Annotated in this window: 25 protein-coding genes; 9 read left to right on the top strand and 16 right to left on the bottom strand. The window is 68.2% G+C overall.

Annotated features, from left to right (window positions below; translation table 11 throughout):
• Positions 1-22 precede the first annotated feature (22 nt).
• Entirely contained in the window at positions 23-346 is a 324-nt protein-coding gene (locus CDOO_RS06060; RefSeq protein ID WP_026159450.1) for a hypothetical protein, read from the top strand.
• On the opposite strand, the gene CDOO_RS06055 is transcribed toward CDOO_RS06060, so the two are convergent.
• From CDOO_RS06055 to CDOO_RS06035, 5 genes are read right to left on the bottom strand one after another with little or no spacing between them, the layout of a single operon-like run.
• Positions 347-715 carry a VOC family protein gene (locus tag CDOO_RS06055; protein ID WP_018022590.1) on the bottom strand — a complete coding sequence of 123 codons (369 nt, stop codon included), beginning with the start codon at positions 713-715 and terminating at the stop codon, positions 347-349.
• Positions 716-725: 10 nt separating this feature from the next.
• On the bottom strand, positions 726-1,475 hold the full coding sequence (locus tag CDOO_RS06050) for a glycosyltransferase family 2 protein (RefSeq protein ID WP_018022591.1): 750 nt from the start codon (positions 1,473-1,475) through the stop codon (positions 726-728).
• A complete protein-coding gene (locus tag CDOO_RS06045) occupies positions 1,472-2,389 on the bottom strand; it encodes a glycosyltransferase (RefSeq protein WP_018022592.1) in 918 nt (305 codons plus the stop codon). The genes CDOO_RS06050 and CDOO_RS06045 overlap by 4 nt, the downstream gene beginning before the upstream one ends.
• Positions 2,386-3,426, bottom strand: coding sequence for a glycosyltransferase family 4 protein (locus CDOO_RS06040; RefSeq protein WP_018022593.1), 1,041 nt, complete (start codon positions 3,424-3,426; stop codon positions 2,386-2,388). The genes CDOO_RS06045 and CDOO_RS06040 overlap by 4 nt, the downstream gene beginning before the upstream one ends.
• Positions 3,423-4,373, bottom strand: coding sequence for a glycosyltransferase family 4 protein (locus CDOO_RS06035; RefSeq protein ID WP_018022594.1), 951 nt, complete (start codon positions 4,371-4,373; stop codon positions 3,423-3,425). Before CDOO_RS06035 ends, CDOO_RS06040 begins: the two co-directional genes overlap by 4 nt.
• A 52-nt stretch (positions 4,374-4,425) precedes the next feature.
• Between CDOO_RS06035 and CDOO_RS06030 the strand changes: the two genes are divergently transcribed.
• The gene (locus tag CDOO_RS06030; protein ID WP_018022595.1) at positions 4,426-5,331 is read left to right on the top strand and encodes a WcbI family polysaccharide biosynthesis putative acetyltransferase; all 906 of its coding nucleotides are present in this window, start codon (positions 4,426-4,428) and stop codon (positions 5,329-5,331) included.
• Positions 5,328-7,322, top strand: a complete 1,995-nt coding sequence (locus CDOO_RS06025; RefSeq protein ID WP_018022596.1) for a glycosyltransferase — start codon at positions 5,328-5,330, stop codon at positions 7,320-7,322. The genes CDOO_RS06030 and CDOO_RS06025 overlap by 4 nt, the downstream gene beginning before the upstream one ends.
• A gap of 1 nt (position 7,323) precedes the next feature.
• On the opposite strand, the gene CDOO_RS06020 is transcribed toward CDOO_RS06025, so the two are convergent.
• From CDOO_RS06020 to gatC, 5 genes are all read right to left on the bottom strand, one after another.
• Positions 7,324-8,157, bottom strand: coding sequence for a siderophore-interacting protein (locus tag CDOO_RS06020; RefSeq protein ID WP_018022597.1), 834 nt, complete (start codon positions 8,155-8,157; stop codon positions 7,324-7,326).
• 63 nt (positions 8,158-8,220) lie between these two features.
• Positions 8,221-9,864 (bottom strand): ABC transporter transmembrane domain-containing protein, encoded by a 1,644-nt coding sequence (locus CDOO_RS06015; RefSeq protein WP_020384666.1) that lies wholly within the window; start codon positions 9,862-9,864, stop codon positions 8,221-8,223.
• Positions 9,865-10,998 carry a P-loop NTPase family protein gene (locus CDOO_RS06010; RefSeq protein ID WP_018022599.1) on the bottom strand — a complete coding sequence of 378 codons (1,134 nt, stop codon included), beginning with the start codon at positions 10,996-10,998 and terminating at the stop codon, positions 9,865-9,867.
• 118 nt (positions 10,999-11,116) lie between these two features.
• A complete protein-coding gene (gene gatA, locus CDOO_RS06005; RefSeq protein WP_018022600.1) occupies positions 11,117-12,604 on the bottom strand; it encodes an Asp-tRNA(Asn)/Glu-tRNA(Gln) amidotransferase subunit GatA in 1,488 nt (495 codons plus the stop codon).
• A 2-nt stretch (positions 12,605-12,606) separates the two neighbouring features.
• Positions 12,607-12,906, bottom strand: coding sequence for an Asp-tRNA(Asn)/Glu-tRNA(Gln) amidotransferase subunit GatC (gene gatC, locus CDOO_RS06000; protein WP_018022601.1), 300 nt, complete (start codon positions 12,904-12,906; stop codon positions 12,607-12,609).
• Between the two features lie 367 nt (positions 12,907-13,273).
• Between gatC and CDOO_RS05995 the strand changes: the two genes are divergently transcribed.
• Positions 13,274-13,936: an ACT domain-containing protein gene (locus CDOO_RS05995; protein ID WP_018022602.1), complete on the top strand. Its 663-nt coding sequence runs from the start codon at positions 13,274-13,276 to the stop codon at positions 13,934-13,936.
• On the opposite strand, the gene CDOO_RS05990 is transcribed toward CDOO_RS05995, so the two are convergent.
• The 3 genes from CDOO_RS05990 to CDOO_RS05980 form a co-directional block, all read right to left on the bottom strand.
• On the bottom strand, positions 13,933-15,078 hold the full coding sequence (locus CDOO_RS05990; protein WP_026159452.1) for an alpha/beta hydrolase: 1,146 nt from the start codon (positions 15,076-15,078) through the stop codon (positions 13,933-13,935). The genes CDOO_RS05995 and CDOO_RS05990 overlap by 4 nt on opposite strands.
• Before the next feature lie 94 nt (positions 15,079-15,172).
• Complete coding sequence (ligA, locus tag CDOO_RS05985; RefSeq protein WP_018022604.1) at positions 15,173-17,224, bottom strand: NAD-dependent DNA ligase LigA; 2,052 nt, start codon at positions 17,222-17,224, stop codon at positions 15,173-15,175.
• A 15-nt stretch (positions 17,225-17,239) separates the two neighbouring features.
• Positions 17,240-17,698: a hypothetical protein gene (locus tag CDOO_RS05980; RefSeq protein WP_155861369.1), complete on the bottom strand. Its 459-nt coding sequence runs from the start codon at positions 17,696-17,698 to the stop codon at positions 17,240-17,242.
• A gap of 252 nt (positions 17,699-17,950) precedes the next feature.
• On the opposite strand from CDOO_RS05980, the gene CDOO_RS05975 reads away from it, so the two are divergent.
• Positions 17,951-19,372 (top strand): IS1380 family transposase, encoded by a 1,422-nt coding sequence (locus tag CDOO_RS05975; RefSeq protein ID WP_038573261.1) that lies wholly within the window; start codon positions 17,951-17,953, stop codon positions 19,370-19,372.
• Between the two features lie 295 nt (positions 19,373-19,667).
• Here CDOO_RS05975 and CDOO_RS05970 read toward each other — a convergent pair whose 3' ends face one another.
• Entirely contained in the window at positions 19,668-21,101 is a 1,434-nt protein-coding gene (locus CDOO_RS05970) for an HNH endonuclease signature motif containing protein (RefSeq protein WP_018022149.1), read from the bottom strand.
• 114 nt (positions 21,102-21,215) lie between these two features.
• Between CDOO_RS05970 and CDOO_RS05965 the strand changes: the two genes are divergently transcribed.
• The 4 genes from CDOO_RS05965 to CDOO_RS14295 all read left to right on the top strand — a co-directional run bounded on the left by CDOO_RS05965 (position 21,216) and on the right by CDOO_RS14295 (position 23,718).
• On the top strand, positions 21,216-21,893 hold the full coding sequence (locus tag CDOO_RS05965) for a 3'-5' exonuclease (RefSeq protein WP_018022150.1): 678 nt from the start codon (positions 21,216-21,218) through the stop codon (positions 21,891-21,893).
• A gap of 66 nt (positions 21,894-21,959) precedes the next feature.
• Positions 21,960-22,985, top strand: a complete 1,026-nt coding sequence (locus CDOO_RS05960) for a serine hydrolase domain-containing protein (protein WP_018022151.1) — start codon at positions 21,960-21,962, stop codon at positions 22,983-22,985.
• The gene (locus CDOO_RS05955; protein ID WP_020384631.1) at positions 22,982-23,269 is read left to right on the top strand and encodes a hypothetical protein; all 288 of its coding nucleotides are present in this window, start codon (positions 22,982-22,984) and stop codon (positions 23,267-23,269) included. Before CDOO_RS05960 ends, CDOO_RS05955 begins: the two co-directional genes overlap by 4 nt.
• Complete coding sequence (locus CDOO_RS14295; protein WP_018022153.1) at positions 23,266-23,718, top strand: ArsR/SmtB family transcription factor; 453 nt, start codon at positions 23,266-23,268, stop codon at positions 23,716-23,718. The genes CDOO_RS05955 and CDOO_RS14295 overlap by 4 nt, the downstream gene beginning before the upstream one ends.
• On the opposite strand, the gene CDOO_RS05945 is transcribed toward CDOO_RS14295, so the two are convergent.
• Positions 23,715-24,629 carry a uroporphyrinogen decarboxylase/cobalamine-independent methonine synthase family protein gene (locus CDOO_RS05945; RefSeq protein WP_018022154.1) on the bottom strand — a complete coding sequence of 305 codons (915 nt, stop codon included), beginning with the start codon at positions 24,627-24,629 and terminating at the stop codon, positions 23,715-23,717. The genes CDOO_RS14295 and CDOO_RS05945 overlap by 4 nt on opposite strands.
• Positions 24,626-25,705 carry a tRNA 2-thiouridine(34) synthase MnmA gene (gene mnmA, locus CDOO_RS05940; RefSeq protein WP_018022155.1) on the bottom strand — a complete coding sequence of 360 codons (1,080 nt, stop codon included), beginning with the start codon at positions 25,703-25,705 and terminating at the stop codon, positions 24,626-24,628. The genes CDOO_RS05945 and mnmA overlap by 4 nt, the downstream gene beginning before the upstream one ends.
• Between the last annotated feature and the right edge of the window lie 27 nt (positions 25,706-25,732).

Raw genomic sequence — 25,732 nt, 5'->3', positions numbered from 1 at the left:
CGCAGGGCTAAACTCTGCAGGCATGCCCATGATTGATATCAAGAACCCCAAGAACGTCAGCACCGCCACCGTCACCGCCTTCGGCCTCCTCGGCGGCTGGATCACCGCCCGCGAGACCGGCATCCGCCCCCTCGGGGGTGTCGTGCTCGCCGCCGCAGGCGTGTGGGCCGGGCGCAGCTGGGCCAAGAAGACCAACCCGCTGACCACGGCCGCGCTCAGCGCTCTCTACGTCGGTGCCTTCGGTGCCTCGCACCCGCTGGCCAAGAAGATCGGTTCATGGCCGGCAGTTCTCGCCGTCACCGCCGTGACCTCGATCGCGTCCTACCTGCACTCCGACCGCAAGTAGTCAGGCACCTGGCCCGGAGAGGACACAGAACTCGTTTCCCTCCGGGTCCGCGAGCACGGCCCAGCTGAGATCGCCGCGCCGGTCATCGACCAGACGCGCGCCCAGCTCCAGGGCCCGCTCCACCTCCGCGTCCCTCGTGGAGTTCTCCGGAACCAGGTCCAGGTGCGCCCGGTTCTTCACTTTCTTGGCGTCGGGGACGCGGAGAAACAGCAGCACCTCGCCCCTGGGGCCGCGGAGGTAACACTCCTCGGAGCCCGGCCGGTAACACTCCGGCTCGTGGATCTCCCAGCCGAGCAGCTCCCGCCAGAACTCTGCGGTGGGGAACGGGTCGAGGGAATCAAACGTCGTGTGGGAAAGCCTGAGAGACATGGCTCACAGTCTAGCGACGTCGCCACCGCTCGCCGTCGAACTCGATGGCCCCGGCCTGCTCGAAGGCGTCCAGCCACCCGCCCATCGGCCACACGCCCCACTTCCGGTGGAAACGGGCGGCGTTGGCGAGGATGTCGTCGAGATGCTCCCACGGCGGCGAGGACACCGGATGCCACTGGTGGTAGGCGTGCGCCCCGCCCACCCAGCACAGCCGCTGGCCCAGCTCACGCTGGCGGTAGGCGAAGTCCGTGTCCTCGCCGCCGTAGCCGGTGTAGGACTCGTCGAACCCGCCGCCGGCCCGCCAGGTGTCGGCGTCCACGGCGAAGGACAGTGACCAGAACAGGTCCCACTGATCGTGAGTCCCCGGAACGAGCTCACCGGGAGAAGGATTGGGCCGGGCGCGGTGCGGCGAGGTCTGCCCGGTGAGCTCATCGAGGCGGTAGCCCCCCTCGGGCGGCGGATCCAGGTAGGTCACCGGCCCGCAGTAGATCTCCCCGGGGCGCTGCCGCGCTGCGTCGATGTACCCGCTGACCAGCCCGGGACCGGGGATGCAGTCGGCGTCGAGGAAGACCAGGAATTCGGCCCCGTCATCGAGGGCCGCCTGCGCGGTGGCGTTGCGGGTGCGCGCGAGGTTGCGGTCGCCGCCCAGCTGGCCGCGGTAGTGGGTGATCCCGGGCGACCAGCGGCGCAGGGCCGCGACCTGCCGGCGGACGTGCGGGAGGCGGGTGTCGTCGGACAGCGTCACCACGGCGGTGTTCACCGGGCGACCTCCTCGATCACCCGGGCAGCGCGGCGCGCCGATCCGTCGGTCTGCCACCTGGCCCACTGCCCGGCCCGTTCGCGGGCGAGCGAGCCGAGCTCCGCCCACTCGTCCGGCTGGGGAAAGTGCTCCGGTACGACAGCAATGCCCGCCTCGCGGAGCACCCGCGCGGTGGCGTGCTGCTCGTCGAAGGGCCGGTCCTGCGGAAGCAGGATCGCCGGGGTGCCGGTGGCGGCGAGATCGGCCACCGAGTTCTGCCCCGCGGCGGCGATGACCAGCCCCGCACGCTGGAGGTAGGGGGTCGGATCATCGACGTGGTTTTCGCCGCCGAGAATCGTGGCCTCGGGCCACTGCCGCTCCGCGAAGTCGTCCCCGCCCGCGCCGCGCAGGATGACCGTCTCCCCGGTGCGCGCGACGCCGGGGGCGGGCGAGAGCCGGGAGATGCCGCCGACGGCGTGGACACGCTCCGCGTGCGCGGACAGATGCGCGGGCAGCGGCACCCAGTCGGGCCAGGCGGCGATGATCGCGCTCGCTTGGGCGTAACCGAGCTGGTGGGGTGCGTCGTCGCGGATCCCCGGCATGGCCAGGGTGACCACCGGGATGCCCAAAAGCCGGACGAAGGCCGCGATCTCCACGGAGACATCCACGTAGAACACCGACGGCCAGTGACGCTCGATCCACTCGGCCACCGCGGCCATGCGGGTGGTCAGTCCTTCGACGTTGGTCGGCGCCCAGTGCAGCGTGCCGCCGGCGGTGGGATCGTCCGGGGTGGCGTCCCCGACGTCGAGGGGAAGGGGGACATCGGCACCCGGCGCACTGGAGAGGATCTCCGCGTCGTCCGTGAGGTGGGCGCGGATGGCACGCACCCGGTGCAGGTGGCCACTTCCGGAATGGTGGGCGTACATGCCGATCATGAGGCGACCTCGGTGCGCAGAACCGCCTCGTAGACACGTGTGTAGGCGGCGACCCAGTTGTCTATCCCGTACCGGGCGCGCGCGTAGTCAGTGACGGTCCCGCGGTCGACGTCGTCGGCCGCCCTGATGACCTCGGCCAGGCCGAGCACGTCGGCGAAGGGCACCGCGGTGCACGGCGAGCCGGCGACGATCTCCGCGAGCCCGCCCCGGGCGAACGCCGCCACGGGGGTCCCGCACGACATCGCCTCGATGGCGACTAGCCCGAACGGCTCGTCCCACGTCGGGGTGATCACCGCGACCTTGGAGCGGCCGACAAAACGGGCCAGCTCCTGGTGGGCCATGGGCTCGTGCCAGACCACACCGTCACCCAGCCGCGGCGCGATCTCCGCGTCCCAGTAGGCGGGGTCGCTGCGTCGGCCGATGACGGTGAGCTCCACCCCGGCGACCCGGCAGGCGTCGATGGCCAGATGCGGGGCCTTCTCGGGCACGACGCGACCGAACCACACGGCCTTGTCTCCGCCGGGACCGGGCCGCCAGGTGGCGGGGTCGACGGCGTTGGGCACGACGATGGTGCCCGGCAGGCTCCAGGAGTGCGCCGTCGAGTGGCTCACGGCGGTGATCAGGCCCGGGGCGTCATGGATCACCTCGGCCATGGCCGGCACGGGAGGGCAATGCAGGGTGGTCACCAGCGGGAGGGAATGTGAGCGCAGCAGCTCTGGGTTGAGGCTGTTGTTGTGCACGATGTCATAGTCGGCGTGTTCCAGGTAGTGGCGCAGTCGCCGGTAGGCGGCGTCCTCGCGCTCCTGATGCCCGGCCGGATAGGTGGTGTCGTTCTCCCGGTCGACGGACCCGACCCAGTCGACCAGCGGGAACTCGAACTCGCGCACGTGCCCCTCCGACCCGGCGGGTGCGAAGAGGTCGACGTGGTGTCCGCGGCGTCGCAACGCCGTGACCAGGATCCCGCAGAAGGCCTCGAGCCCCCCGGAATAGGGCTCGGCGATGGGGTGGCGTCCAGGTGCCACCACGGCGATCTTCATCGGCTCTGCACCACCTTCCGGTAGACGACGCGGTGCGCGTCGTGGATCTCATCATCAACAACTTTGCGGCCCGGTTCTGCAGGCCACCCGGACAGCAGCTCCTCCACCACCCGGGCGGCGTCCGCGCCGTCCCCGGTGCGGTAGACCCTCACCCCGGGATCGGCCAGGTCCGCGGCCTGCGAGGCGTAACACCCGCAGTCGGGAACGGCGACGCTGACCCCCAGGTCGCGGCACATGCGCAGCCAGCCGGAGTGGGTGCCCCGTACATACGGCAGCACCACGACCCGGTGTGCGGAGACGGCGCGGTAGAGCTCGGCGTCGTCCATCGGGGCGTGACCGTGGTCGGCGATGTCGCGGAGCACCGGCGCATCCTCGTGCAGATACACCTCGGCACCCAGCTGTCGGTAGAACTCCGGGTCCTTCACCACGTTGCCGCGCACGGACTTGAGGAACACCCCGGCGCGCTCACGACCCGGCTGCGCCGTCGCCGGCTCCCGGACGATGGCGGGATGGGCAAGCACCTGCGGGCGACGGCCGTAACGCTTCTCGACGACGTCCGCCGCGCCCGTCGACAGGGTGAACACGTGCGCAGCCTGATCGACGAGCAGCGCCACCTGTCGGTGGTAGTCCGTCTGATCCTCAAGATGCGGGTTGTCCAGGTCGTGGACGGTGTAGACCAGGGGTATCCCACGACGGCGCAGCGCGGCGAGGAAGGCCTCCGTCCCTGCCACGCCGAGGTGCTCGAAACCGAAGTGCAGGTGCACCACGTCGGCGTCGTGCTCCTCCCACCATTCGGGCTCGAGCGCCGGGTGGGGCCACCAGCGAGCGGGATCCGCGGGGTCCACGACCGGGTCCCCCAGGACGACGAAGTCCTCCCACCCGTTCTCCGGCCGGATAGCGCGCACGTAAGGGTGCTGCGCTGGGATCGGCAGAAGGGTGATTGGCACGCCATTACTGTACCTGTAAATAAATGCGTCGTTATCAGTAGGATCGGCTACCGTGAGCACACCCTCCCCCACCGACCCCCGCCGGCTGCACTACGAGGAGTTCTACGACCTCAAACCGTTGCCCGTCGCCGGTGAGCCCCCCTTCGTCATCGTCGTGGGCAACTGCCAGGCCGAGTCCCTGCGCATCCTCCTCGACTCCACCGGCGACGTCTTGTCCGTACGCACCCCGGCCATCCACGAGTGGACCGAGGAGGACCTCGGCCGGGCGCAGACCCTGGTGGCGCGGGCCGACGCCCTCATCATGCAGCCCGTCCGGGACGACTACCGCGGCCTCGCGTGCGGCTCCGCCCAGCTCAGCCGCCACCTGCCCGCCCACGGCCGGCTGATCGGCTTCCCCGTCCTGCGTTTCGACGGCCTCATGCCCTACCAGGCGATCATCCGCTCCCCCAGCAATCCGTCGCTCAACCCCCCGCTCCTGCCCTACCACGACCTCCGGGTCCTCGCCGCCGCGCGCGGCATCACACAGACCGCGGAGCCCTCCGCCGAGAACCTGCGCATCCTGGCTGCCATGTCCGTGGACCAGCTGCGCCGGCGCGAGCGTGCGCACGACACGGTGAGTGTCTCCGAGCACCTGGAACACCACCCCGTCTGGCACACCATCAACCACCCCGACAACGGGACACTGACCTACCTGGCGCGGCAGGTCTGCCGCGCCCTCGGTGTCGAGGCGACGCCGGGCGATCCGGGGCGGGAGCTGCTCGGAGGGTTGGAGGCGCCCGTCGATAAGCGTGCCGCGGCGGCGCTGGGGGTGGACGTCACCGGACGGGACTCCTGGCTCCCGGAGCCCGAGGGGTGGGAGCAAGCACACCTCGAGTTCTACGCGGACAACCCCGACGTGGTCGCCGCCGGGGTCGACCGGCACGGCGAGCGGATGCGGCTGCTAGGACTGGGGGCATGAATCTCACCCACCTCATCGCCGGGCCCGCCGAGCACGGCGTCACCGAGTACGCCCGGCTGCTCGCGGAGAACACCGGCGGCCGCGTGGGCGAGCCGGGCGAGCATCCCGTGCACGTCACCTTCACCGACCACCTCTTCGGGCCCACCCCGGACGAGGCGGTCGACGTGCTGCTGTCGCGCCTGGCCGGGCGGCGCTTCAGCGTCTCCTTCCACGACGTGCCCCAGGAGGGCGAGGGTGCGGAGCGTTTCGCCCGGCGCGCGGACGCGTACCAGCGCCTGGCCGCCGCCGCCGACCTCGCGGTGACCAACTCCCGCCACGAGGCGACCTTTTTCGACACCGAGGTGGAGGTCATCCCGCTGCCGCTGCCCACCGCCCCGTCGTTGGACATCGACCCGGAGCCCGGCACGGTCGGCGTGCTGGGGTTCATCTACCCCGGTAAGGGCCACAACGTCGTCGCCGAGGCCGCCGGCGATCTGCGGGTGCGCGCGCTCGGCGGGTTCTCCGCCGGCCACGAGGACATGGACCTGCCCGGCGTGGAGGTCACCGGCTATCTCTCCGAGGAGGATCTCTGGGCGGAGATGGCCCGCATTGCCGTGCCCGTGTGCCCTCACCTGCATGTCTCCGCGTCGGGGTCGATGATGCGCTGGCTCGCCGCTGGTCGCCGCGTGCTTGTCGCGGACAGTACCTATGCCCGCGAGGTCGCGGGCCTGTTCCCCGACCAGGTGCGCCTGGTTACCGACTGGGCCGCCGACATCGCCGCGGCCGCCGCCGACCCGGACTTCTCCCGGACGGTCGAGCTCCCGGTGACCTGGGGTTGGCCCGAGGTGGCCACCCGCTGGCAGGAGCTCTGGGCCGAGACCTTCGCCGCGGAGTTCCGGGGCAACGTGCTCGCCGACACCCCCGCGGACACCCCGTCCGTGAGCGTGGTCATCCCCCACTACAACAACCCGGAGATGCTCACCCGGGTCGTCCGCGGGCTGGAGGCGCAGACCTTCGACGGCCCACTCGAGGTCATCGTCGCCGATGACGGCTCCGCCGAGCTGCCCCGCGTGGACACCCCGCTGCCGCTGCAGGTCGTCTCCCAGGAGGACCGCGGCTTCCGCGCGGCCGCGGCGCGAAACCTCGGCGCCGCCCACGCCAGCAACGACGTACTGGTCTTCCTCGACGCCGACACCGTCCCCGAACCCGACTTCATCCGGGCGGCCGTGTCCCGCGTGGCACGCGATCCCGCGTGTGTCGTCGTGGGCACCCGCCTCCAGGAGGACGGGGAGCCGCAGTGGCTTATCGACGCCTGGCAGCGCACCCGCGATCTCACCCTCGCCGATGACACGTCCTGGCGTTTCATCATCTCCTCGGTGCTGGCCCTGCCGAGAGAGCTGTTCACCTCCGTGGGAGGGTTCGACGAGTCGATGGTGGGCTACGGCGGCGAGGACTGGGAGCTGGGCTGGCGGCTGTGGAACGCCGGGGCGAAGTTCCGCCACGTCCCGGAGGCCGTGGCCACGCACCTCGAGCCGGAGTGGGCGCAGCGCGGTGGCGGGGCCGAAGAGAAGAACGTGGAGTCCGTTGCCCTGGCCCACCGCATCACCCACCCGCTGGCCCGCCCGGACGGCGTGGTCTTCGCGGATCAGGACGTGGCGGTGGAGCTCCCCGATGGCACGCCCGAGCCGGTCCTCGCCTCCTGGCTGGCCGCGGGCGACGTGCGGGTCCTCTCTCCGCGTCCGGAGCTGTTCTCCGCGGATCCCCGCGTCGGGCCGGGTTCGGCACGGCTGACGTTGACCCTGTCCCGCCCGCTGCTCGCGCCGGCCGATCTGCCGGAGGTTGCCGCCCGGATCCACGCTCTCGGCGGGGCGGCGCAGCTCGTGGTCGACGGCGAGGTCGTCGGCAGCGCGCGGGGCCGGCGGGTGAGCACGGACACCCCCGCGCTGGTCCACGTCGACCTTTCCCCCTGGACCGGGCCGGAGCGTCTGGAGCGCTGGTTCGCCGGCTGGTGATCTAGCTGGTCTGCTCCTCGCGTTCCATCTCGGCGACGAAGTCGCGCTTCGAGGCCTGCCACCCGTCCTCGGTCATGCCCAGGCGCCAGTAGCCGGAGATGGAGGCGTCCGCACGCTCGATCTCCCCGTCGACGAAGAGGAACCGGCGCAGCTCCTTGATCATCTCGGCGACGCCGTGGATGAACCAGCTGGTCCGCTTCTCCGGGTAGCCGGCGGCGCGCACAACGCGGGAGAGCTCGGTGCCCTCGGTCGCGCCGCTGCGGGGCACCCAGGTCAGCGTCACACCCTCACGCCGGGGCATGTCGAACTCGTGACCCTCGGCGGCGATCTCCACGTAGACCTCCGCGGTCGTCCCGGCCGGCAGGTGCTCGATCGCCGCGGCGATGGCCGGGGCGGCGGCCTCGTCCCCGGCGAGGACGAAGTGCTCGTACCCCTCCTCCGGGCGCCAGGCTCCGCCCGGGCCGAGAAATCCCAGGGTGTCCCCGACCTGAGCATTCCTCGCCCACGGCCCGGCGAGGCCCTCGTCCCCGTGGAGGACGAAGTCGAGGTCGAAGTCTCCGGTGGCGGTGTCCACGCGGCGGAACGTGTAGGTGCGGGTGACGGGGCGTTCGGCGGGCTCGCGGGTCTCCCGCAGTTCCGCCACGTCGAAGGGCCAGGAGTAGTCCGCTCCCGCGGGGGCGAAGAGCAGTTTGACGTAGTGATCGGTGAAGGCCAGATCCCTGCCCCGGAGTCCCGGGGCGTTCAGCGACAGCCGGACCATGTCCGGGGACAGCTCCGTGCGGCCGGTGACGGTCGCCTCCTGTGCCTGGCGTGGCTTTCGGTCCGTGCGCTCCATGCGGTTTCGGTGCTCCTTCGGTTGATCTCGGGCGTTCCTAGACCAGGCTAGCCTCACCTGAGTTCACTCGCCGTCGTCCTCCTCCAGCAGCGGCTGCTCGGCCTCGTCCTCCACCTCGACGCCGTCGACGTCCCATTCGCGGTAGTTCTCCCCGAAGATTCCGGGCTCTGCGGAGGAGAAGATCGCCACTCCCGGGTAGTCCGCCAGCACGTCCGCCAGGCGCTGTCGGGCCGCGCCGTCGAGGGCCGCGTCGATGCCCTCGAGCAGGACCAGCGGCGGCTCCCGGAGAAGTCCCCGGGCCAGCTTGAGCTGCGCCACCTCGGAGAAGCTCCACGGCTGGCCGCCGTTCTTCAGCCTGAGGCTGAGTCCGCGCTCGTCGCGTGCGATGGTCTGCGTGAGCCCGACGCGGTCGAGCACGTCCCGAAGCTCCTCCGTGGAGACCCCGGGCGCGCGGAACCCCGTCAGGCGCGCCACGCTGCCCCGCTCCAGTGGAACGCTGTCGGAGGCCACTCCCACGAGCTCGCGGCGCACCTTGCCCGGGGCCCGCCCGAAGTCCAGGCCGCCGATGCTCAGCACCTCTTCGGCGTCGAGCGACGACAGGGTGGCCACGGTGGCCCGGATCTGGTGCGGGTCCGCCGACACCATGCGGATCCGGTCACCGGGCCGTGCCCGCAGGTCGGGCAGGAGCCGGTCATCCACCACCAGGCCCCGCACGCCGACGGCGGCGACGTCCGGGACCGGCTCCTCCGGCCAGGCGTTCTCCCGCTCCCGTTCCTGCTCGCGCAGGTCGTCCGCGCGCGAGAGCAGGGGGGCGAGGATCCTCGTGGCGGCGAGGTAGTTCTGCCGGTATTCGATCACCCGGCCGAGGTCGGTCACCGGCCCGGCGAGGATGCCCAGCAGCATCAGCGTCGAGGCCACGGTGGCGGGCTCGGCCAGTCCGAGGACGGAAGCGAGGACGACGACCACGGTGCACGCGGACGCGGCGGTGGCCGTCAGGGCGCGGGTCAGGCCGGTGATCCAGGCCCGGTCGATCGCGGCCGCCACCACCTTGTCCGAACCGCGGTCGATGGCCCGGAGCTCCCGGCTGACCGCCCCGGAGGCGCGGACGGACTCGCCCGCCAGCACCGTGTCCGCCACCTTGGCCGACATCCGGCCCCGCTGCCGGCGCAGCGTCCGGGCCCGGTCGAAGGTGATCCGCGCGAGCACCGGCACCGCGGCCGCCACCAGCGCCAGCGGCACGGTGACGGCGAGGCCGATGACCGGATCAAGGAAGAGGAGCGCGGCGAGGACCACCACGATGAGCGGGACACCCGTCACCAGGGCCGCGACGCCCAGGGCCACCCAGTTGCGCACCGCGCTGAGATCATTCGACGCCCGGGTGACGGTCACCCCGAGCGAGCCGGAATAGTCCGCGTCCGCAATCGCCGAGGTGACCAGGCGCCGGCGCTGCTCGAAGACGTAGTCCTGGCCCAGCTCCTCGGCCGCGACCCGTTCCATCCACCGCGCGCCGCCGACGCCGAGCACGCTGACGATGACCAGCACCACCCCGAGGGTGGTCGTCGCGCGCGCCGGGGCCAGCAGGGCCTCGACCTCGACGGCCATGAGCACGGCCAGCAGCGCCTGAACCACCCCGAGCGCGACGAGGGTGACCAGCAGTCGCCGGCGTTTGCCCGCCCACAGGGCGGGCATGGGGGCTGGGGTGGTCATCTAACGGGTGGTGAGGCCCTTGGCCACCTCGGCGGCCGTGAGGTCGAAGGTGCCGATGACCGGAACCCCCGACTCCGCCACCAGCGCCGCGGCCTCCGCCATCGCCAGCGGGGAGGAGGTGAGCACCCCGGAGACCAGCCCGACCTTGAGACCGGCCGCCGTGAGAAAATCCACCCCGGCACGGGCACCGAGGGCGTCAACCGCGGCGAAGCCGACCTGGTCGACGGTGTGGTGGAAGACGTCGTCGCGAAGCAGTGCCGCCGTCTCCTCCTGGCAGATACCGTCGGCAATTTCGATGAGCACGATGTCGTTGCCCCGGGACAGGACGTCGACCATGTTCACCGTGAGGGCACGCACGGCGTCGTAGTCGAGGCGGAAGGTGGTGGCGTAGCCGAAGTCGGTGAAGTCGATGACCTCGTTGGCCCCGGCGTCGAAGTAGTGCATGCGGTCGTTACCGGCGCCGGTGCCGGTGACTTTGCCCGCCCCGACGCGGTAGCCGGCGTTGGTCAGGCCGTTGACCAGGCAGCTCATCACGGTCGACTTTCCGGAGTTCATCGAGGTTCCCAGCATCGCGATCACCTCGGGGCGAGACACGGGCGCCTCGGCGACGGGCACGTTCTGGTACGGGGCCGCGCCCAGGAGATTGACCACCCCGTCGGCGTCACAGAGCAGACCCAGGGGTTCGATGCCCGTGGGGGCGTCGATCAGCGCATGCACCTGCGTGACGGTCCCGGCGACGCCGCCCGCGGCCACGAGGTGGCACCGGCCCAGGTTGCCCGGCACGTGCGCGAGGAACTGATCGGCGGCGTAGCGGTGCCCGTAGGCCAGGGCGACCAGCGCGCCCTCGTAGATGATCGCCTTCCGTGAGGTCTCCGTCTCCACTCGCTTATGGTTGGCGATCCCGGAGATCCGGGCGATGACGACATCCCCCGGGGCAGGCGCCACGTCCTCACCGGCGAGCAGCTCGTAGGACGCGGGGCACGCCTGCACCTTGGCGGAGACAAACCTGGTGGAGTAGGTGAACTGGACCCTTCCCGAAAGCGGTTCCCGGCGCAGCGGTCCCTTGTGGGCGGCCCGGGGGATGACGGCCTCGTTGCCAAGAGAGGTGGGAACGGTCAGGGTCACGGGGGTCATCCTTTGTGGGGGTTTCGTGGTGGGGCGGTTATCCGCCTACATCATGAAGCCCCCGGATGACTCCCCCATGAACACCGCATGAAACCTTTAGGTTTCGGCGGCGAAAGTCGCCTTTCGGCTATCCGCGCCCGGCCTCGTAGGCCGCACCGACTCGGTAGAGGCGGTCGTCCGCGAACGCCGGGGCCATGATCTGCAGGCCCGTGGGCAGGTTCGTGTCCGAGGCCAGGCCGCTAGGGACGGTCATTCCGCACAGGCCGGCGAGGTTGAGCGGCAGCGTGCACAGGTCGAAGTTGTACATGGCCAGCGGGTCGTCGTTCTTCTCGCCGAGCTTGAACGCGGTGGTCGGCGTCGTCGGGGAGACAAGCACGTCCACCTGCTCGAAGGCCCGGGCGAAGTCGCGGGCGATGAGGGTGCGCACGCGCTGCGCCTGCAGGTAGTACGCGTCGTAGTAACCCACCGACAGCGCGTAGGTGCCCAGCATGATGCGGCGTTTGACCTCGGGCCCGAAGCCCTCGGCGCGGGTGATGGACATGACGTCGTCGGCCGAGCGGGTGCCGTCGTCGCCGGCGCGCAGTCCGTAGCGCATGCCGTCGAAACGTGCGAGGTTGCTCGACACCTCACAGGGCAGGATGAGGTAGTACGCCGCGAGGGCGTCGTCGAAGTGCGGGCAGTCGACCTCGACGGTCTCCGCACCTTGCGCGACCAGCTGCTCCACGGCGGCGTGGTACGCCTCCATGACTCCCGGCTGCCAGCCGTCTCGCTCGAACTGCTTGATCAGCCCAACCTTGACGCCGGTGAGATCACCGGAGGCACCCTCGCGGGCGGCAGCCACAACATCAGCGACGGGCTTATCGACGCTCGTTCCATCAAATTCGTCATGGCCCGCGATGACCTCGTGCAGCAGCGCGGCATCGAGAACGGTCCGCGCCGTGGGCCCGCCCTGATCCAGCGAGGACGCGCAGGCGATCATGCCGTAGCGCGACACGGTTCCGTAGGTCGGCTTGACACCCACCGTGCCGGTCAGCGCCGCGGGCTGGCGGATGGAGCCGCCGGTGTCGGTGCCGATGGCCAGCGGAGCCTGGCCGGACGCCAGCGCGGCGGAGCTGCCGCCGCCGGAGCCACCGGCCGTGCGCTCGAGGTCGAAGGGGTTACGCGTGGGGCCGAACGCCGAGTTCTCCGTGGAGGAACCCATGGCGAACTCATCGAGGTTGGTCTTGCCCAGGATGGGGATGCCGGCCTCGCGGAGCTTACGGGTGACGGTGGCGTCGTAGGGCGCGACGTAACCCTCGAGGATCTTCGACGCGGCAGTCGTCGGCGCATCCGTGGTGGTGAACAGGTCCTTGAGCGCGAGCGGGACGCCGGCCAGCGGGGACGCCGGCTTCTCCCCTGCATCCAGGGACCTGTCCACGGCATCCGCCGCCGCCAACGCCTCCTCGGCGCCGACGTGCAGGAACGCGTTGATCTCACCGTCGGTCTCGGCGATGCGATCGAGGTGCGCCTGGACGACCTCGCGGGAGGTGACCTCGCGGGAGTGGATCTTCTCGGCGAGCTCGGCAGCGGTGAGCGAGGTGAGCCCGGACTCCGGGGTGGTGAACGTGGTGGTCATGGCTACTGGCCCTCTCCGAGAATCTGCGGTACCTGGAAACGCTGGTCCTCGACGGCCGGGGCCTGATCGAGGGCCTCCTCGGTGCCAAGGGTCTTGACAACCTCGTCGCGGCGCATCGTGGCTGGAATGGAGTGCGGGTGGCTCATCGGCTCCACGCCCTGGGCATCGACCCCCTGAACCGCAGACACCGTGGCGACGATCTCGTCGATCTGCTTGGCGTAGTTCTTGAGCTCGTCCTCGCTGAGGGCGAGCCGGGAGAGTTTGGCGAGGTGAGCTACCTCGTCGCGCGTGATCTCAGGCACCGGTTATCCATCCTTCGTACTGCACATTGCTTCGGTCTTGTCTCTGCCACATGCTACTGCACCGCCGATACGGCTCCCCGCGCGCCCGGCCCGGCCTCTCCAGCCCCACCGCGGGCCGGGTCTGCAGATTCCCGGGCGCGGGCCCGAAGCCGGGTAATCCTCCGGCGTGGCCCGGCGACCGTAACAATAGATCCTGTTCACCACCGGTTTTTGAGCCCGTCGGCCCGCACTGTAGCCTGGCCCTTCGTCCGTCGCCCGGGGCCGACTGAATACTTTTCACCCCCATATTGCCAAGGCAACCGGGCAATACATAAGGTTGTCATGACTGTCTGTGCAGATCACAGGCACCCCCTGGAGTGTGAAAAGAATGTCCTTCCTTATCCGCGTGCAGCTACCCGACGAGCCCGGCAGCCTGGGCGCTCTCGCCGAGGCCTTCGGCAACGTCGGCGGAAACATCAAGTCCGTGGACATCGTCGAGGTCTCCCCCGACGGCACCGTCATCGACGACATCGTCATCGAGGTCCCCCCGGGAGCCATGGCCGACATCCTCGTCACCGCCGTCCACTCGGTCGACGGCGCCGAGGTCGACTCCATCCGCCCGTTCTCCGGCCGGGTCGATCGACGCGGGCAGATAGAGATGCTCGCCGACGTCGCCCTCCATCACACGAATGCCCAGGTCGCCCTCGACCATCTCGTGGCGGTCATCCCCCGCTCGATGACCGCCTCGTGGGCGATCATCCTGGACACCTCCGACCCCATTCGCCGGGTGTCCGCCTCCGACGCCGCCCCGGAGGAGGACGGCACGGCACCTCCCTCGATCGACGTCGAGCGCGCGCGGGTGCTCAATCCCGACCGGGAGAGCTGGATCCCGGCTTCCTGGTCCGTCCTGGACACGGCCCTGGCCGCGGCGCCTCTGCAGGGAACGACGCTGGTGATGGCCATCGGCCGTCTCGGCGGCCCCGACTTCCTCGCCAGCGAGGTGCTCCATCTGGGCAACCTGGCCGCCATCATCGGGCGGCTGCTGCGCTAGTACAGCGCGGGTTTGATGTGCTCCCACGCGGGCTCGACATAGCGGCGGAAGTTGCCCCAGTCGTGCTGCCCGGTCGCGGCGTAGTCGGCGTGCAGATCCGACGTGCCCTGATCCCTCAGCTCCCTCTCCAGCTCCCTGGTGCAGTGGTAGGCGGACTCCTCCAGGGCGATGCCGACGACGAAGTTTTCGTACGGGTAGTTCTGGTACTCGTCGTTGGTCCTGTCCACGTTGCCCCGCGCGCTGGACAGGTAGACGGTCATATCCTTGAGCCCCGACGGGTCGAGCTGGGTGTCGTAGTGCTCCCAGCTCGCATTGCCCCGCGGGCCGTAGAGGTTGTCCACGTCCCCGCCCCGCGTCTCCACGGTCAACCTCGAGGAGAGGTACCCCAGCGGAGTGGAGGTGGAGTAACACCCGGACAGCCCGAAGGCCGCGTCGAACTTTTCGGAATGGCGGTTGGCGATAGCCAGCGCGCCCGTGGCACCCATGGAGATCCCGCCGATGGCCCGGTGGCCGTTGAACGGCACGTCACGCTCGAGCAGAGGCGGAAGCTCCTGCGTGAGAAAGGTCTCCCACCGGTTTCTCCCCGTGACCGGATCGTCGGCGTACCAGTCGGCCCACATGGACGCGCGCGCCCCGGTCGGCATGACCACGGTGACCTGCTCGTCTTTCATGAGCTCTGGAACCCGGCCCGCGCCGAGCCAGTCCGAGGGATGAGGTGTCTCCACGCCGTCGAGCAGGTAGAGCATCGGCGCGGGCTGGGCCGGGTCGGCGGCCCGGAACACCTGGACCGTCACCACCCTGCCCATGGACGGGGACACAACGGACCACTCCTCCAACCGGCCCTCCGCCCGCACGACCACCACCTCGGGCACGACGATGCTCGGGTCGACGGCCGGAGGCGGGGTCGAGGGAATGTAAACCGAGGAGGCGGGAAGTTCGATGTCGGACGAACCCAGCCCCTCAAGGATCGTGGCGGCTGCGTTGATGGAGCTACCGGTCGACGACAACGAGCTCCCCGATGAGGCCGCCGCGAGGTCGTGCCACAGGGTGGTGTCGCTCGATGCGTCGTCCTCGGCGGCGTTCACAGGCGCGGCAACACAGAATGTCAGTGCAACCGCTGCGGCAGTAGTTTTCCTGATCATGGTCGGTCCCCTCGGTCCAGAACTTCCCGTTAAATTGCGAGAAGCCTAGCGGACACCTGGCCTTATCTGTACATTTGTCCGCGTTTGAGGATCCCTAGACCGAGCCATTCTCCAGCAGGGTCTCGAACTCCGCCTCCGTGAGAATCCGCAGCCCCAGCTCGCGGGCCTTGTCCTCCTTCGATCCGGCGTTCTCACCGACGACGACGTAGTCCGTCCTCTTCGACACCGACCCCGACGCCTTGCCCCCGCGGGCGAGAATGGCCTCCTTCGCGCCGTCGCGGGTGAAGTTCTCCAGCGATCCGGTGACCACGACGGTGATCCCCTCGAGGGTCTGCTCTGCCCGATCGGAGCGGTCGTCGGCCATGGTGACCCCGGAGGCGGCCCAGGCCTCGGCGAGCTGGGCATGCCAGTCCACGCTGAACCACTCGGTGAACGACTCGGCGATGATCATGCCCACGCCGTCGGTGTCCGCCAGGTCCTCCACCGGGGCGGCCCGCAGCGTTTCCATGGATCCGTAACGTGAGGCCAGCGCCCGGGCGGCGGTGGGCCCCACATGGCGGATGGAGAGCGCGACAAGCACCCGCCAGAGGTCGGTGTTGCGCGCGGTCTCCAGATGCTCGAGCAGCTTCTCACCGGTGGCGTTCACCTTGCCCGACTTGGTGGTGTACACCGAGGTCCGGGTGAGCTTCTCGCGGTCGAGGTCGAACAGCGAGGACTCGTCCTCCAGCACGCCCGAGCGGATGAGATCCCGCGCCCCCTTCTCCCCCAGCGCCTCGATGTCGAAGGCGCCGCGCCCAGCCAGGTAGGTCAGCCGCGCCGTCAACTGCGCGGGGCAGAACCGGGTGTTCGGGCATCGCCAGTCGGCATCGCCCTCCTTCTGCGGCGCGAGCGTGGCACCGCACGCCGGGCACTGGGTGGGGAAGACAAACTCCTGCTCAGTTCCGTCCCGCTTCTCGACGACCGGGCCCAACACCTCCGGGATGATCTCCCCCGCCTTGCGCACCACCACGGTATCGCCGATGAGCACGCCCTTGCGCTGCACCTCGGTCTGGTTGTGCAGCGTCGCCATGGACACCGTCGACCCGGAGACAAACACCGGCTCCATCACGGCGAACGGGGTCACCCGTCCCGTGCGACCGACGTTGACCAGGATGTTCCGGAGCCTGGTGGTCACCTCCTCCGGCGGGTACTTGTAGGCGATGGCCCACCGGGGGGCGCGGCTGGTGGAGCCGTGGCCGCGCTGCTCGGCTAGCGAGTTGACCTTGACCACCACGCCGTCCATCTCGAAGTCCGCGTCGTGGCGGTGTTCCGCCCAGTAACGCACCTTGTCCCGGACCTCGGCAGCCGTGGTGACCAGATCGGTGTAGCGCGAGGTCGGCAGCCCCCAAGACGCGAGCGCCTCGTAGGCCTCGTGCTGAGTCGCGGGAGTAAAACCCTCCCGGGCCCCGATGCCGTGGGCCACAAAGTGCAACCGACGTTTGCGCACGTCTGCCGTGTTCTTCTGGCGCAGGCCGCCGGCGGCGGTATTGCGCGGGTTGGCGAAGGCGGGCTTGCCGGACTCGACCCGCTGGGCGTTGATGTCCGGGAAGTCCTCCGGCCGGATGTAGATCTCCCCTCGCACCTCAATCAGTGCGGGCGGCTCTCCACTGAGCTGGTGCGGAATATCCTCGATGACCCGCACGTTGGCGGTCACGTCTTCGCCGACCCGGCCGTCGCCACGCGTTGCCGCCCGCTCCAGCGCGCCGTCGCGGTAGACGAGGTCGATGGAGACGCCGTCGACCTTGAGCTCGGTGAGGTACGCATCGGCAGGGGTTCGCTCCAGCCACTCGGCGAGCTCGTCGTCGTCGAAGACGTTGTCCAGGCTCATGAGGCGCTGGAGGTGCTCGACGTTGGCGAAGGTGGATTCCTCCGGCGCCGGCGCGCCGACCTCCATGGTGGGGCTGTCGGGGACGGCCAGCTCAGGGTGCTGTTCCTCAAGACGCAGCAGTGACTGGAAAAGTTTGTCGAAGTCCGCGTCCGGGATCGAGGGCTCACCGTTGTAGTAGGCCTCGCGGTGGCTGCGGACCTCCTCGGCAAGTTCGTTCCACTGGCGGCGGAGATCGGTGTTCTCGGTCTGTTCCGGCTGGTTGTCACTCACCGGAACCATTTTAGCGCCCATCATTCAGCGGGCGGCTGGCCGGCGTTTGCCCCGCACTCCCAGCCCGTAGTACCACGCAAAAAAGGGAGCGATCCACACCATGACGATGCCAAGGGCACAGACACCAATCGTCGCCAGCAGCGACGAATCAGAATCCATCAGCCATGGCCGGAAAAGAATCGAGGTAGCCACCACCATCGCGGCGCTGCCGCCAAAAATACCGAAGCCCAGCCACGGGCGCACCCTGTGTGAGGAATAGGCACCGGCCTCGTAGGCCAGGAATGCAAGAAAGGCCGGTACCGCCAAGTTCCCCCCGCCCACTAACCCGGCGAGCTGTGCCGCTAGAGCCAGGATAAGGGCAGCAATCACACTTCGATCGGGGTCCACTGGATTGAAGAGGATGGCAATTCCAGCGAGCAGGCACAGAACAACCGCGACGACCATGAGCCACTGCAGGGTGGGTTCATTCTCCGGCTCCACCATTTTCGCGGCGACACTAGCGGTGAGAACGGCAACTACTAGGGCCCGCAGCCAGCTTCCCCAGCGTCGGTCAACCCAACTCGAGGGTTCCTCACCCGGCATTGATTCCTTGCTTCCCCCAGAATCGCTAAGCCTTGATCCACCGATGCGAGTATCCGGATCAAGCCGCGCATGAAATGGAAATGCCCCCTCTGAAATGGGAAAATGATGATGTTCTAAGTCAACCAATCCCGCCCAGAAAGGGGCACCTCTCAGGTGCTATTCAACCACACACCCGCGTCTGCGTCCCATTCCTTCGACGATGAGAACCTCACCGCAACCACCGGGCTGGTCCCGATCATGGCACTGGCCCAGAAGGCAGGCCTGCCAGCCCTCGCCGAAGACCGTCTGACCGTGACCACAACCGGGGCGGACAAAGGCGCGAACCCAGCACCGAAACTGGCCACCCTGGTCGCAGGAATGGCTGCCGGGGCCGACTCGATCGATGACATGAACATCGTCCGCCACGGCGGCATGAAACACCTCTTCGACCGCGTTTACGCCCCTTCGACACTGGGCTCGTTCCTCCGCTCGTTCGCCTTCGGCCACGTCAGACAACTCGACGCCATCTCCTCCCGCTTCCTGACCAACCTCAACGCGCACACACCGCTGCTGCCCACGAACCAGGACAGTGCACAGGCGTCAATGATCTTCGTCGATGTCGACGACACCGTCATCGACGTTCACTCCGCGTCGAAGCAGGGAGCCGGGTTCGGCTACCAAGGTAGTCGCGGGCTCAACGCACTATTGGCGACCGCATCGACTGCCAGTTCCGGCCAAATCATCGTCGGTCAACGCCTGCGCAAAGGCTCAACCTCCTCAGCCCGGGGTGCTGACAAATTCGTCTCCGACGCTCTGGCCACCACAACCCGGATCAACTCTGGCACTTCGGTGTTGGTGCGCGCTGATTCGGCATACTACTCATCAGGCGTCGTCAAAGCCGCCCACGACGGCGGGGCTCATGTGTCGATCACGGTACGCATGGACAAAAGGGTCAAAGCAGCGATCGGAATGATCAGCGATGACTCCTGGACTGGCATCGAATACCCCGAAGCGATCTACGACGAAGATTCCGGGGCATGGATTTCGAAGGCCGAAGTCGCTGAGATCCCATTCACCGCGTTCACCTCAAAGAAGAAGGCACTGCAAACGACGGGGCGTCTGGTGGTGAGACGCATCCCGGAACTCAACGAAACAAAACGGGCTGCCGGGCAAGACCCGTTGTTCAACTTGTTCCGGTACCACGCGTTCTTCACCACCGTCGATCAGGATCGTTTCGACACTGTCGCTGCTGATCACATCCATCGCAGACACGCGATCATCGAGCAGATCAATGCGGAGCTGAAGAATGGTGCCCTGGCGCATATGCCCTCCGGGGTGTTCAACGCCAACGCCGCTTGGCTCGCAGTCGCAGCGATCACGCACAACCTGCTGCGGGCTGCTGCCGGAGTCGTTGGTGGACGGATGGGCAAGGTGCGCGCCCAGACGCTGCGAACACGGATCATCAGCGTCCCGGCCCGGATTGCTCACCGGGCTAGGAAACTGATCCTGCACCTGCCGAGAGCCTGGCCGTGGGCGACGGAGTTCTCACGACTCTGGCAATCGGCGTTGGGACCACCCCGGACAGTGTCGATCTGACCAATTCGCCTCTGAAAGGGGGGCCCGAGACCGGAGTTATGGAGGAGCCTCCGGGAAGCTCAGTGTGGAAGAGACCGGTGAGAGACCGGGACACTACCTCCTGCCCGCTCATCGTGTCCGAGCTCAAATTCGAGTGAGCCCCCGAACATCAAGCAGATCGGTGGATCAAGGCTAAGAGATTCTACTTCCCGAACATCAGCAGTATCCATTACAACGACACTATGTTCTGCGGCGAGCATTCGCCGCAAGGCCCCCCTATCTCCGGGCAGACCGCAGCGGCCGGAAACGGGAGTGGTCATGCCGGAGTAAACAGCGGTTCCTGGGTTTCCGCATACTTCTTCCTGATCTTGGCCCCACCCGAGCGCTGGGCCGCTGGAGAATCATTCATCACCACCGGGTCGTCCCTCCGTTTTCGGTGGCCCACTCTCCCACTGCCCGGGTCCCGGTCGGCCCATCCGAAGGGTGATACCGGCTCCCGGTTGTCGTTGTTGTCCCGGTGGTGCCCCCAGCAGAGGTTCGTGAGATTCGCTAGCTCGGTCTCACCTCCGTTCGCGGCCGCGACGATGTGGTGCACCTGGCAGTCGGACATCGGCCGATCGCAGTCGGGATGCGAGCAGACCAGCTCGGAGGCGAACAGCGCGATCCGCTGCCAGAGGTTTGCGGTGCGCTTTCCCGTTCCGGTGTACAGGGCCTGGCCGTCCTGGGCGTGGATGACGAAGGCGTCGCTGCGTGCCTCCCCGAGCCGCATCAATGCGAAGGGGTCGAGGAGGTGGCCCGTGCTGGTGGGGAACACGTCATCAACCTTCATGTTCTCCAGCTCCTCCATCGTCATGGACACGATGATGGAGCCCACTCCGCGGAGGTTAGGAGTCTTGGTGTTCAGGAAGTTCCGGCACATCGCCGCGAGGATGTGGGCACGCTTCTTACCCATGCTCATCCCCTCGAAGGTCTGCAGCTCGGAGCCTTCCATCCCGGTAGTGCGCGCGGGGTTCAGAGCCTCCGAAAGCATGGCGGCCATGTCACTGGGGAGGTATCCGCTCAGACGCACGCCTCCGTACTCGTCCGGGTCGGAGAGGGAAACATAGCGCCGATGGAACGCGCGGTTGGCCTCGTGGAGGCGGCTGACCTCGCGGTTGGCCAGGCGAACCTGCTCCCGCAACCAGTGGCGCAGCAGGCCAACTGCGTTTGACTGCGCATAGACGAGTGCCTGATCCAGGAGTTCGTTGTATCCCGGGGAAGCGTGCGGTGACAGTGCACGGAGTTCCTCGTCGATGACTGCACGCTTCTCGGCCGCGGCATCCCGGCCTCGGGCAGCCGCCTGGGCTTTGCGTTCCCGCTCCGCCTTCTCCTGCGCCTCCACCCGTCGACGCTCGCGCTCGGCGGCGTCCTCGTCCACCGCGGGCTCGGGCTCCGGCTCAGCCGGCGGATCAAACAGCGCCTTTCCCCGCCGCAGCCGCGCCATCGCCTCCGCGCGGGACAGGTCGAGCGCCTGCATCAGGTAATCGACCGTGCGAGAGGACCCCACCTTGAATCCCGCTTGATTCATGTCGGCGGCCCAGGCAAACGCCGCGTCGATCCCGGCCTTGCGGACCAGAATTCGTTCCAGATCCTCGAAAATAGGATGCAGCGATTCGAAATGAGCGGTGGCGGGTTCGGCCAACAACTGCGCCAGACCCGTCATCGCCTGGTCGATCTGCTCGACCAGAACCCTCGCCCCCGATTCGTTCATACGTTCGATTATAGCACCTGTCTCTGCGGGCGCAACCCCCAACTTCGAACATCCATACGCCAGCCCTCAGCAACGAAAATCCCCAAACCCACCCCGCGTACTACCCTGTAGCCCATGGCCAATTTTGACGCGTCGCGCATGCTGTCCTTCGATCTCGAGACCACGTCGGCGAACCCGCTGGAGGCACGGATCGTCACCTCGGCGCTGATCACGATCGACGGCCGGAGCACCGAGAAGCTGGAGATGCTCGCCGACCCCGGGGTCGAGATCCCCGAGGAAGCCGCCAAGGTGCACGGCATCACCACGGAGAAGGCCCGCACGGAGGGCCGCCCCCACGAGGAGGTTCTCGACGAGACCGTGCGGCGCATCAAGGACGGATGGGAGAAGGGGTTCACCCTCGTCGTCTTCAATGCCGCCTACGACCTGTCCGTGCTGCTCAAGCTGACCAATGGCGACTTCACCGTAACCGGTCCTGTCTACGACCCGTATGTGGTGGACAGGCTCAAGGACCCATACCGCAAGGGCAAGCGCAACCTCACCGACATGTCGGAGCACTACAGCGTCACGCTGGGCAATGCCCACGAGGCCACAGCCGACGCCCTGGCCGCCGCGCGCATCGCGTGGAAGCAGGTGAACAAGATGTGGCCCGATATCAAGGAGCTGGACACGGGCGAACTCATGGAGGTACAGGCGGTCGGCTACCACGACATGCAGGTCAGCCTGCGGAAGTACTTCGAGTCACGCGGAAAGAGCGTCGACGACGTCAACACCTCCTGGCCGATGCACGGATAGCCAGACCGCCCAAGAGCAATCCCGTTCCGGTTGCACGCACGTCCAATGTTCCGTATCTTTGGAATTATGGAAAAGCAGTCAACCTGGCCCAGCCGGACCGCACTAGCCGCCGGTGTCGCCGCTGGCCTGATCGCCGCCGCCGCAGCTGTCGTCGTCGGCCCACAACCCATCCGCACCGCCGACGACCAACCCACCGGATCACCCGCAGTCTCCGACGTCCTGTCCCAGTCCGCCCCCGCCGCCGCCCACCACCTTTCCGCTTTCACCATCTCCGATGACAACGTGACCTTCGGCGGCCTGGGTGCCGACGAGAACGACGAGTTCGAGATCGGCTCCATCACCAAGACCTTCACCGCCGAGCTGCTCCAGAACGCCATCGACGACGGGGATCTCACCCTCGACACCACCGTTGGCGAGGTCATCGACGTGGGCGATTCCCCCGTCGGCACCGTGACCCTCGAGGAGCTCGCAAACCACACGTCCGGGCTGCCCCGCCTGGGCAATTCGTCGATTCCGCGGAAACTGGGCACGCTGTTCCTCGGCTCCAACCCCTACGCAGACACCACTCGCCAGGACGTCATCGATGCGGCGGCCGCCGCGGATCTCAAGGACCGGGGTGAGCGGCACTACTCCAACCTGGGATTTGCGCTGCTGGGCCAGGTGATCGCCGAGTCACAGGGCACGTCCTATGAGCAGTTGCTTAACGACGAAATCCTCCAACCCCTCGGCATGTCCCACACCTACCTTGCAGTCCCCGGGTCAACGGACAGCGAGTCGCCCCGGGGGCTCTTGGCCAACGGCCGGGAGTCCCAGCCCTGGGAGATGGACGGCGACGCCCCCGCGGGTGCGATCCGCTCGACCGCTGCAGACATGTCGCTCTACGCCCAGCACCTCCTGGACACCGGTATCCCCGACTTCACCTGGGTCACCGACCGCCCCGAGGGAGTCGCGTGGCACAACGGCGGAACCGGTGGGTTCAAGTCGATGCTCGTGCTGGATCCCGAGGCGGGGACCGCCGCCTACGTGGTCAACGATTCCACGGCCAAGGTGGACAAGCTTGGCCTCACACTTCTCGAGGAGACCAACCGATGAGCCAGAACCTTACTTTCCTTGTCGTGGCGGCAATGCTGCTCATGCTCCTGGTCTACGCCTGGCGGCTGTGGCGCAGGGGCGACAAACCCATGTCGCAGGCGGTCTCCGCGCTGGTCACCGTGGCCATCCTCGCGGTGATTCCGGTATGGAACACGACCATTCCCATCTGGGTCTGGTGGCTCACCTGCGCCGTGCTGGGCCTCGTCATCGGCCTGGCCACGTGGCGGGCGGTCTCAACCCGGAATCACACGGCCGCGGGTGATTCTGTCATCATGGAACGGTGACTGATCAGAACGAACGCATCGACGACCTGGACCGCCGAGTCTCCGTTCTGGAGACGGCCCTCGGCCACGCAGCCCCGGAGAAGTCTGACGCGGACGGCTCGGTCCAGTTCAGCGGTGACGTGTCCGGAAACGGCCGGAGTTACCGGTATGTGTGGGAGCGCCCGATGGCCTTCTTCGAGACGGTCGACTGGTCCGAGTCCTTTGAGCGGTTGGCCGCGCTCGCGCATCCTGCCAGGGCGGGCATCCTCCGACACCTGCTTTTCGATCAAGCGACGGCCGCACACCTCGTGGAGAACGAGGTGGTGACCTCCACCGGGTCCGCGTACCACCACCTCGGTGCCCTGCAGTCCGCCGGCTGGGTGTCGAAGAACCCGGACGGCACCTTCGAGATCCCGGCCGCCCGGGTGGTGCCGCTGCTGACCATCCTCACCGCTGCCGAGGACCACTAGAGGTCCCCCGCGTCACACTCCAGAATCGCGGCCACCTCAGCCACAAAGGCGTAGTCGCGGGCCGGCTCAAGCACAGTGGAACCAGGAAACACGTCCACCCCGGCTAAAGAAACGGGATCCACTCCCAGTTCCGCGACCAGGCGGGCTAGCCCCACCGCCGCCTCCCGCGCCGAACCACCTCGAGCCACTCCGAGCCCGACTCGACCAGCACTCAGCGCCTCGCCCAGCCCGTCGAGCTGGGCCGTCCCGCGCACCTTGTCCACGCTGACCAGCACTTCGCACGGCGCCACCTCCCACAGTGGAGCGTAACCGGCCTGGTTGAGCAGCACCTCGTGATCCAACCCGGAAACGACGGAGCTCAATCCATCACGCAGGTCCTCCGGATGAATCGCCCGAATGGAATCCAGGTCGGAGGTACCGCGCAGCTGGCCGGCAACAATGGCTGGCAGCAGCGGCTCGTCGAGCTGCACCACCACGTCCCCGCCGAAGCGCCTGGCCAGGCCCCGCGAAAAGTCCGACAACCCGTCGATAAGTGCCTCCGTGAGATCACGCAGCGCGCCGCGGTCGGTGATCGCCCGGTGCCCGCTGGCGAGCTCCACCGACGCGGCAAGAGAGAAAGGCCCCAGGGCCTGCATCTTCACCGCGGGCAACTCGCCCCAAACGGCCTCGCAGGCGTCGAGGTCGCCGTCCAGACGCGGGGCGGAGGGGCGGTCGGCAAGCACCCAGCCGCGCGGGCCACGGGTGATACTCACGTATGGGACCATCGCCGCGGTGACGGCGACCGGGTCATAGCCGAGGCCATGCGCGGGCAGCAGCGGAAGGTGCGGCAGGCTCGTCTCGCTGACGATGATGTCCGCGGCCTCCGCCACCGACGTGCCGGGCATCGGTCCGAGACCGAAGGAGCGGGTCATGCGGTGGCAATGATCGTGCCGGAGCCGAGGACGATGTCGCCGAGCTCGTCGTCGGTGGGCAGGTAGAGCACCGCTGCCTGGCCGCGGGCGACCCCGGAGAGCGGTTCGTGCAGCTCAAGAGTCATCTCGGACTCGCCGACCCGCGCGGTGCACGGCACCACCGAGCCGTGAGCCCGGACCTGCACGTCGCACTCGAACTCGCCGGTCATCGCGGGATGGAGCTGCTTGAGGCGGTCGGCGCGGATTGTGGTCACGGCGAGATCCTCGCGCGTGCCCACGGTGACGGTGCCGGTCGCGGCGTCGATGTCGGTGACATAGCGCGGGCGGCCGTCGTGGGTCGGGGTCTTGATGTCCAGGCCTTTGCGCTGGCCGATGGTGTAGTTCCAGGCCCCGTCGTGCTCCTTCAGCTCCGCCCCGGACGTATCGACGATCATGCCCGGCCGCATCCCGATGGATCGCCCGAGAAAAGCCTGGGTGTTGCCGTCCGGGATGAAACAGATGTCGTAGGAGTCGGGCTTGGACGCGGTGGAGAATCCGTGCCGGGCCGCCTCCTCGCGGATGAGCGGCTTCTCCGTGTCACCCACGGGGAAGAGGCAGTGGTCGAGCTCGTGCTTGGTCAGCACGCCCAGGACATACGACTGGTCTTTCTTGTCATCCGGCGAGCGGCGCAGGTAACCGTCGTCGTCGATCACCGCGTAGTGGCCGGTAGCCACGGCGTCGAAGCCGAGCGCGATGCCGCGCTCCAGCAGGGCGGCGAACTTGATCTTCTCATTGCAGCGCAGGCACGGATTGGGGGTCTCGCCGCGCTCGTAGGAGTCGACGAAGTCGTCGATGACCTCTTCCTTGAACCGGTCGGAGAAGTCCCACACGTAGAATGGGATTCCCAGCTTGTCGCACACCCGGCGGGCATCGGCGGAATCCTCCAGCGAGCAGCAGCCACGGGCGGACTCGCGGGTCTGCTGGGCGTCCTTGGACAGCGCGAGGTGCACCCCGATGACCTCGTGCCCGGCCTCCAGGGCCCGGGACGCCGCCACCGAGGAGTCGACTCCCCCACTCATCGCCGCCAGTACGCGCATGCGCTCACCTTCTCCTTCTTGTCGCGC

This window comes from Corynebacterium doosanense CAU 212 = DSM 45436 (assembly GCF_000767055.1).
Taxonomy (GTDB): domain Bacteria; phylum Actinomycetota; class Actinomycetes; order Mycobacteriales; family Mycobacteriaceae; genus Corynebacterium; species Corynebacterium doosanense.
Note: the sequence above shows the minus strand (reverse complement) of the source record. Positions and strands in the feature narration are given on the sequence as shown.